Origin of the sequence: Micromonospora sp. NPDC005215, assembly GCF_040607915.1 — a bacterium.
Classification (GTDB): Bacteria; Actinomycetota; Actinomycetes; order Mycobacteriales; family Micromonosporaceae; genus Micromonospora.
Window position 1 is genome coordinate 1 of the sequence record NZ_JBEXHQ010000121.1, and the last position, 1,439, is coordinate 1,439.

Sequence of the window (1,439 nt, forward strand, 5' to 3'; positions counted from 1 at the left end):
TAGTAGTGCTTTGTTAGGTTCTGTGGCGTTTGTTGCGGTGTAACGGCTTCACGGGTTGGTGGCAGGTGAGGCAGGCGCCGGTCCAGGTCGCGAGAAGTCGTTGCAGCTCGCGGATGACCGTGTAGAGGGTCAGGCCGGCGCAGCCGCTTTTGGGTCCAGGCGCAGTTCGGTGATGAACAGGTGCGCGGCGGTTACCAGGGTGACGTGGCGGTGCCAGCCGATGAAGGAGCGGCCTTCGAAGTGGTCCAGGCCGAGGCCGGTCTTGAGTTCGCGGTAGTCGTGTTCGATCCGCCAACGGATCTTGCCGTAGCGGATCAGGTCGGTGTGGCTGGTGGCGGCGGGCAGGCTGGACAGCCAGTACTTCACCGGTTCGGCCTGGTCGTCGGGCCACTGGGCGATGAGCCACCGTTCGGGCAGGAGGCCGTCGGGGTCGCGGGCGACGCGGTGTCCGGCCGGGCGTACTCGTAGGAAGATGAACTGGGAACTCATCGTGCCCTTCGAGCCCTCCCGCCAGGTGACCGTTTCCGTGGCGGCGCGTCCAGCGGCGCGAACGTGCTCGACCAGACTGACCGCCGTCTTCGGGTAGCGCGGGTCGGTGCGCGTCGGTGGGCGGCCCCGCCCGGACCAGACCCGCGCAACTGGCTGCACGTCTGGTTGGTGGGCGAGGGCGTCGCCTTTGACCTGCATGATGTAGTCGATGGACCGCTCGTCCAGAGCGCTGCGGAACTGGCTGTTGTCGCCGTAGCCGGCGTCGGCTGCCAGCAGCGGCGGGCGCAGCCCGTGCTCCGCCAGTTCATCGAGCATCTCCACCACCATCGACCACTTCGGCCGGTGATGCTCATCGGTAGGTATCCCGCACCGGGCCCGGCGAGCGAGCACATCAGGGCGGTCAGCCTCGTCAACAGCCTGGTCGTCCCACGACGTCGGCAAGAACAGCCGCCAATCCAGAGGGCACGACGAGGTGTCGGTAACGGCGTGGACACTCACCCCGATCTGGCAGTTCGCGACCTTGCCCAACGTGCCGGAGTACTGCCTGGCCACGCCCGGCGAACTCTTGCCGTCTTTCGGAAAACCGGTGTCATCGACCACCCACGCCACCGGCTCGACCACCTCGACCGCCCGGCGGGCCAACCGCATCCGCACCGCCGTGGTGTCCCACGTCGAGGTCGTCACGAACTGTTGCAGCCCCTGATGATCCACCCCAAGCCGATCCGCCATCGGCTGCATCGACTTCCGCCGCCCGTTCAGCAACAGCCCCCGCAGATACGTCTCGCCCTTGGCCCGCTGATCCGAGCGCACCATCGGGGTGAACACATCCACGGCGAACGCCTCAAGCCGTTGCCGCACAACCGAAAGCTCATCAGGAGTCACCGCAACATCGAACTACCCGGACGACTCCGATGACCCCACGACACGCCGACCTAACAAAGCACTACTAG

1 protein-coding gene is annotated in these 1,439 nt (G+C 66.4%); it reads right to left on the reverse strand.

The annotated features are described in order from the left end of the window. Positions 1-129 precede the first annotated feature (129 nt). Positions 130-1,302, reverse strand: a complete 1,173-nt coding sequence (locus ABZU25_RS34465) for an IS701 family transposase (protein WP_355033548.1) — start codon at positions 1,300-1,302, stop codon at positions 130-132. Between the last annotated feature and the right edge of the window lie 137 nt (positions 1,303-1,439).

Bases quoted from the DNA above. Each gene is read 5' to 3' on its own strand.
- ABZU25_RS34465 (WP_355033548.1), bottom strand. From the start codon at position 1,302: ATGGTGCGCTCGGATCAGCGGGCCAAGGGCGAGACGTATCTGCGGGGG.